Here is a 6,000-nt window from a genome sequence, read left to right as displayed (position 1 = left end):
CGTCGTCGTTGCCCGGGATCGGGAAGTCGACTTCGTCCGGATCGCAGTTGGTGTCCAGGATGGCCACCACGGGGATGCCGAGCTTCTGGGCCTCGTCGATGGCGAGGTGTTCCTTCTTGGTGTCGACAACCCACATGACCGAAGGAGTCTTGGTGAGGTTGCGGATGCCGCCCAGCGTGGTTTCCAGCTTGGTCTTCTCGCGCTGCAGCAGCAGCAGTTCCTTCTTGGTGCGGCCGGAAGCTGCGACGTCGTCGAAGTTGATTTCTTCGAGTTCCTTCAGGCGCGAGATGCGCTTGGAGACGGTCTGGAAGTTGGTCATCATGCCGCCGAGCCAGCGCTGGTTGACATACGGCTGGCCGACACGGGTGGCCTGCTCGGCGATTGCTTCCTGGGCCTGCTTCTTGGTGCCGACGAACAGGACGGTGCCGCCGTGGGCGACCGTGGCCTTGACGAACTCGTAGGCGCGGTCGATGTAGGACAGCGACTGCTGCAGGTCGATGATGTAAATGCCGTTGCGCTCGGTGAAGATGAAGCGCTTCATCTTCGGGTTCCAACGGCGGGTCTGGTGACCGAAATGTACGCCGCTGTCGAGCAGCTGGCGCATGGTAACGACTGGCATGTCGTCACTCCTTCCGGCAGCACCGGGCTGGGCCTGGGCTGCTGCCTGTAGACGGTTGTTAGCTTGTCGCCCGGCGGGCTAAGCTCCTGGCGTCTGTCGGCGCCGCCGGCTCGGCGGCGCATGTGCCCGGACCGGTTTCCCGGACCGCCTGGGCACACTTCCATCGCTGAGATCAAGCCGATGGATTTCAGACACGCGTAGTCAGCCTCCGTCCGGACATGGGTCATGGACGGAAAACTGCTTCGTCCAGTGTACTACAGGCGGCACCCTGTTCCTGCGCGTTCCCGCCCTCCACAGCCGGCCGGGCCAAGGGGTTCCGCACACCATCCGGCGCCGCCGCGACGCGGACCGCGGGCAGCGGCGAGGATCGGTTGCATGACGCCGTCCGTGTCGCGCTTGGCCGCCGCCGCGGCCTCTGCTGTGCTGCTGGCCGCGGCCGGGTCACCCGAGCCGGCAGGCCGTTCCGGTTATTCGCCGCCGTGGGGCTGGCCCGCCAGCCCGCAACCCGCCATCGTGCGCGGCTTTGACCCGCCGCCGAAGCCGTGGCTGGGCGGACACCGCGGCGTCGATCTGGCGGTTCCGGCCGGGGCGACGGTCCTCTCCCCCGCCGACGGCCGGGTCAGCTTCTCCGGCCGGGTCGTCGACAGGCCGGTGGTCACCATCGATCATGGAAACGGCCTGCGCAGCAGCCTGCTGGCCGTCGCGTCCGGACTGCAGGCCGGCGATACCGTTTCGTCGGGCGATCCGGTAGGAACGGTTGCCGCGAGCAGTCATTGCGCATGCCTGCATTGGGGCGTCCGTCGCGGCGACGTTTATGTCAACCCCCTGCAGTTCGTCATGGACCTGCGGCCTTCGGTATTGCTGCCGGTGCCGGATGGCTAGACGAACGCCGCCAAGCCGGTGATCGCCCGGCCTGCCACCAGGGAGTTGATTTCGTGGGTTCCCTCGTAGGAGTAGATGGCCTCGGCGTCGGCGAAGATCTTGGCCATTTCGTAGTCGGCCACGATGCCGTTGCCGCCCAGGATGTTGCGGCCCAGGGCCACACTTTCACGCATCCGCGCAGTGGTGAACGCCTTGGCCAAAGCGGACTGCTCGTCCTTGGCCTGTCCGGCGTCTTCCAGCTGCGCCAGGCGGACCATCATGCCCATTGAGGCGACGGTGTTGCCGAGGATCTGCACCAGCTGGTCCTGCACCAGCTGGAACGATGCCAGCGGCTTCCCAAACTGGTGCCGCTCCACGGCGTAGCGCCGTGCCACATCGAAGGCAGCCATCTGCTGCCCCACCGCCTGCCAGGCTACGGCAAGCCGCGTCACCTTCAGCACCTTGTTGGTGTCGCGGAAGCTGTTGGCGCCCTTGAGATGGAAATCATCGGGGACCAGCACGTTTTCCAGGGTGATGTCCGCGTTCTGCACGGTGCGCAGGCTGATCTTGTTCTCGATCTTCGTCGCGGCATAGCCGGGGGTGGCCGTGTCCACGAGGAAGCCCTTGACCTGGTTGTCGGCCAGGTCGCGCGCGTAGATGACGACCCAGTCCGAGAAGGTCGCGTTGCCAATCCAGCGTTTGGCTCCGTTCAGCACCCAGCCGTTCCCGTCGCGCCGGGCCGTGGTGCGCGTGCCGCCGGCGACGTCGGAGCCGCCGAGCGGTTCCGTCAGTCCGAAAGCGCCGATCTTCTTGAGGGCGTAGATGTCCGGCAGCCAGGCCTCCTGCTGCTCCTTCGACGCGAGGACTTCGATCGATCCGGCGAACAGGCCGTCGTGGACTCCCAGGAACGTGGCGATGGACGTGTCGGCGCGGGTGAACTCCGCGTGGACGAGGCCGGCGAACAAGTTGGAGTATCCCTGCCGCCTGACCGGGCTGACCACGTCCAGGTCCGCCAGTTTCGGGATGATCTCCAGGGGGAACTCAGCCCGGTTCCAGCAGTCGACGGCAATCGGCCGGACTTCCTTGGCCAGCCAGTCGCGGATGTCGTGCAGCCGCGAGCGTTCGGGTTCCGAGAGCATCTCCTCGAACGAGTAGAAGTCTCCATCGGCGTAGGGAAGGTCGTTCGGATCGATGACGCGCTGGCCCATAGTGGCTTCCTTTTCTGTGAACAGGTCGCGGCCCCGGGCAGGAGGCGCCGGGGAGAAGATCAAGTTACTGATCAGTAACTTAGCGCAGAACCGGTCAGCGGGCAACGGCCGAACGCGTGGGGCCGCAGCTTCGGCCGGGGTGCCGGGGCAGCCGCATCCCCGGAGTCCCGCGGGAGTCCGGCGGGCGGCATGACGAAGGCCCCGGACCATTCTGGTCCGGGGCCTTCTCTCGACGTAGGGCGGGTGGGGCTTGAACCCACGACCAAAGGATTATGAGTCCTCTGCTCTGACCGGCTGAGCTACCGCCCCGCGCTGCCGGGCGGCGCCCCGCAGCGCGGGGACCGTTACCGGCACCTTAGACATACTAAGTCCTCCCGACCGGCGGGCGCACGTTGGCCTAGTCGAGGAAGTCGTCCGCCGAGGCTCCGCGGTAAAGCTGCTCGAAAGTGTCCATCGTCTTGTCGATGCCGTGCCGCATCGCCTTCGCGTGGCTGGCTTCGCCCATGGCCTCCAGCCGCTCGGGACTCTGGCCGAGTACGGCGTTGAGCTTGGCCGCCAGGTCGGAGGGATCGCGGGGGGCAAACAGGTAGCCGTTGACACCGTCCTCCACGAGGTGCGGCAGGGCCATCGCATTGGCCAGCACCACCGGCTTGCTGGCGGACATCGCTTCCAGGGACACCAGTGACTGCAGTTCGGCGGTTCCGGGCTGGCAGAACACAGCCGCGCGCAGGTACGCCCGGCGCAGTTCGGCGTCGTCCACATGGCCCAGGAACGCGATCCTGCGCCCAAGCCCCATCGCGGCAACCCTCGCCTCGAGGTTCTTTCGCTCGTCGCCGTCGCCGATGATCTCCAGGTGGACGTTCAGCGCCGGGTCCGTCATGGCCAGCGCCTCGATCAGCGTGTCCACGTTCTTTTCCACCGCCAGCCGGCCCACAAACAGCACCGTGGGGTGCTCCGGCCTCTCGATCGTTTCCCCGGGGGCCAGCTCATAGGCGGCGGCATCGATGCCGTTGGACAGCGGCATCACCTTGTGCAGGAAGGCGTGGTCCCGCATCGCCTTGGCGGCGAGCGGCGTCGGCGTCGTCACCACGGCAGCCTTGCCCATGATCTTGCCCATGTCGCGCCAGGAGTTCTTCGCGACGATGTCCAGGAACCACTGCGGGAACGGCAGGAACGGCTCCAGGTTCTCCGGCATGAAGTGGTTGGTCGCGATGGTGCGGATGCCCCGTCGCACTGCCTCGGCGATGGTGGCCTGTCCGATCATGTAGTGGCACTGGATGTGCACGACGTCCGGCTGGACCTCATCGAAGATCCGCTTGATGTCGCGTTTGATCTCCCAGGGAAAGCAGATGCGCCACGTCTCGTGCGTCGGCACCGAGTGTGAGCGGAGCCGGTGCACCGTCGCCTCCGCACGGTGTTCCACGAAGGTCGGGCCCTTGTCATACCGCCCGGCGATGATGTCGACGCTGTGTCCGCGCTTGGTCATCGCGGTGGCCAGCCGGTACCCGAAGACGGCCGCCCCGTTGACATCCGGCGGGTAGGTATCGGCTGCAATCAGGATCTTGAGGGGTTTCGGTCCGATGTCGTCGCTCACCTGCGGCAGGACTCCTTGTTTCGTGGTCACGGTATTGGTCATCGCGCCGGCCCTATGGTTTCTTGCCCGAGGCTTGGGCCCGGCGCCGGGCTTCTTCCTGTTTCTGCAACACGTCCGGATGGTGCCTCGAGAGGGCAATGACCCCAACAATAGCAACCAAACCTGCCCCCACCATGCCAATCGCAAACACCGGTTCGACGTCGGGCCTGAGCTCTCCGAGGATGAAAATGCCGATGGCGATGCCGACCAGCGGATCGATCACCGTCAGCCCCGCGATGACCAAATCGGGCGGGCCGCTGGCATAGGCACTCTGGACAAACCAAGCCCCCAGGCCGCCGGCCGCGGCGACCGCGATGACCGTGTAGATCGGTACGTTGGCGATGAAACCGCCGCCCGGCTCCAGCAGCCGCAGGCCGATAATCCTCACCAGCACGGCGACGAAACCGAACAACATGCCGGCTCCCAGAATGTAGGCGAAGGCATTCAGCCTGTGCCGGAACATCAGTTCCAGCGAGAGAAAGACGGCAACGACGACGGCCAGCAGCAGGACCGCTGAGAGTTCCTCCTCGGCCCGCACGCGATGGCTAGCGCCCGTGACGTTGACGGCCAGCAGTACGAAAACGGCGCTTCCTGCCACACACGTTGAGATGGCCACCACCGTCACGCGGTTCAGCCGGATCCCCTGGTCCTTGGAATTGATGATCGTGGTGATCACCAACGCGATGGCGCCGATCGGCTGGACGACGGTCAACGGCGCGCTCACCAAGGCAAACACGTTCAATCCCATCCCGACGGCCAACAGCAGCAGTCCCAGGACCCAGCGGGGATTGCGGAGCATCCGCAGCAAACCGGCGACGCTCATCGCCAGGCCGCCCGTATTGGCTTGGACGGCACTGGCTTGGCGCTGGGTGCCGAGGGCGAGGAAGAAGGCACCGAGCAGGGCACAGAGTATGGCTAACCAGACCATGGGGTCCCGTCAGAAAATGTCCGTTTCCGCCCGGAGCGCGGGTCAACCATGGAGTGGATCGTTCTGCCTGGCCTCGCGCCGGCGCTTGTACTTGCCCCAGGCCGCCCGCATGTAGCCCAGCCACGCAAGGACGTGCCCCGCACAGCCCGCGGCGAGGATGGCGTAGGCGAGGGTCAGCAGCCAGTCGTGCCCGAAGCCCTCCACCCGATGGAGCAGCAGCAGCGGAGTGCCTGCCAGCAGCAGGGCCGTCCGGACCTTGCCGATGAGTGTCACGGGAAGGTCGGGGCTGCCATGGAACAGGAGCAATGAGAACACGAGCAGGATCGCGTCGGGGATGATGATGGACAGCAGCAGCCACCACGGGGCGATGCCGGCCGCGACAAAGGTCGTGGCCACGATGATGAGGGCCAGCCGGTCGGCCACCGGGTCCAGCCACTTGCCGACCGAGGAGATTTGGTCGAGGCGGCGGGCGAGGTAGCCGTCCACCCAGTCCGTGGATCCCAGCACGACCAGCGTGATGGTGGCTGCCCCGTACGAGTGCCGGGCGATCAGCCAGACAAATAGCGGCACCGCAAGGAAACGCAGGACGGTGATGAGGTTCGGGATGGTCCAGAACGTGTGCAGCTCGCGGTACTCGAAGTCGCGCCGCGTCCCGGCACCGATGATCCTCAACGCCGTCCCTCCCCTCAGTCGTCGTTCCACGCTGGGCAGCCGGCTGCGCTGCAGCCGGCTTCCGTGCCGCCGTGCGACG

General features: G+C 66.1%; 6 protein-coding genes and 1 tRNA gene. 1 reads left to right on the top strand and 6 read right to left on the bottom strand.

The features are described from left to right. Window positions 1-619: 30S ribosomal protein S2 (gene rpsB / locus AC5RW2_RS02965; protein WP_494073678.1), on the bottom strand; the 619-nt coding region annotated here is incomplete at its 3' end. Between the two features lie 375 nt (window positions 620-994). On the opposite strand from rpsB, the gene AC5RW2_RS02960 reads away from it, so the two are divergent. Then, window positions 995-1,501, top strand: coding sequence for a murein hydrolase activator EnvC family protein (locus AC5RW2_RS02960; RefSeq protein ID WP_494073677.1), 507 nt, complete (start codon window positions 995-997; stop codon window positions 1,499-1,501). Here the strand turns inward: AC5RW2_RS02960 and AC5RW2_RS02955 are convergent. The 5 genes from AC5RW2_RS02955 to AC5RW2_RS02935 all read right to left on the bottom strand — a co-directional run bounded on the left by AC5RW2_RS02955 (window position 1,498) and on the right by AC5RW2_RS02935 (window position 5,921). Beyond that, window positions 1,498-2,688, bottom strand: a complete 1,191-nt coding sequence (locus tag AC5RW2_RS02955) for an acyl-CoA dehydrogenase family protein (protein WP_494014220.1) — start codon at window positions 2,686-2,688, stop codon at window positions 1,498-1,500. The two genes, AC5RW2_RS02960 and AC5RW2_RS02955, sit on opposite strands and share 4 nt — an antisense overlap. Before the next feature lie 235 nt (window positions 2,689-2,923). Beyond that, a tRNA-Ile gene (locus AC5RW2_RS02950) sits at window positions 2,924-2,997 on the bottom strand. Between the two features lie 88 nt (window positions 2,998-3,085). Next, entirely contained in the window at window positions 3,086-4,282 is a 1,197-nt protein-coding gene (locus tag AC5RW2_RS02945) for a glycosyltransferase (RefSeq protein WP_494014221.1), read from the bottom strand. A gap of 52 nt (window positions 4,283-4,334) precedes the next feature. Next, window positions 4,335-5,249, bottom strand: a complete 915-nt coding sequence (locus AC5RW2_RS02940; RefSeq protein ID WP_494002471.1) for a DMT family transporter — start codon at window positions 5,247-5,249, stop codon at window positions 4,335-4,337. A 42-nt stretch (window positions 5,250-5,291) separates the two neighbouring features. Next, window positions 5,292-5,921, bottom strand: a complete 630-nt coding sequence (locus AC5RW2_RS02935) for a CDP-alcohol phosphatidyltransferase family protein (protein WP_494023776.1) — start codon at window positions 5,919-5,921, stop codon at window positions 5,292-5,294. Window positions 5,922-6,000: the final 79 nt, after the last annotated feature.

The sequence above is a fragment of the Arthrobacter sp. B0316-1-20 genome (genome assembly GCF_059091865.1).
This window is presented reverse-complemented; position numbering and strand designations above follow the sequence as displayed.

What these genes read in the sequence shown, in the direction of transcription:
- AC5RW2_RS02940 (WP_494002471.1), bottom strand. Translation starts at nt 5,249, where the DNA reads ATGGTCTGGTTAGCCATACTCTGTGCCCTGCTCGGTGCCTTCTTCCTC.
- AC5RW2_RS02960 (WP_494073677.1), top strand. Translation starts at nt 995, where the DNA reads ATGACGCCGTCCGTGTCGCGCTTGGCCGCCGCCGCGGCCTCTGCTGTG.
- AC5RW2_RS02955 (WP_494014220.1), bottom strand. Translation starts at nt 2,688, where the DNA reads ATGGGCCAGCGCGTCATCGATCCGAACGACCTTCCCTACGCCGATGGA.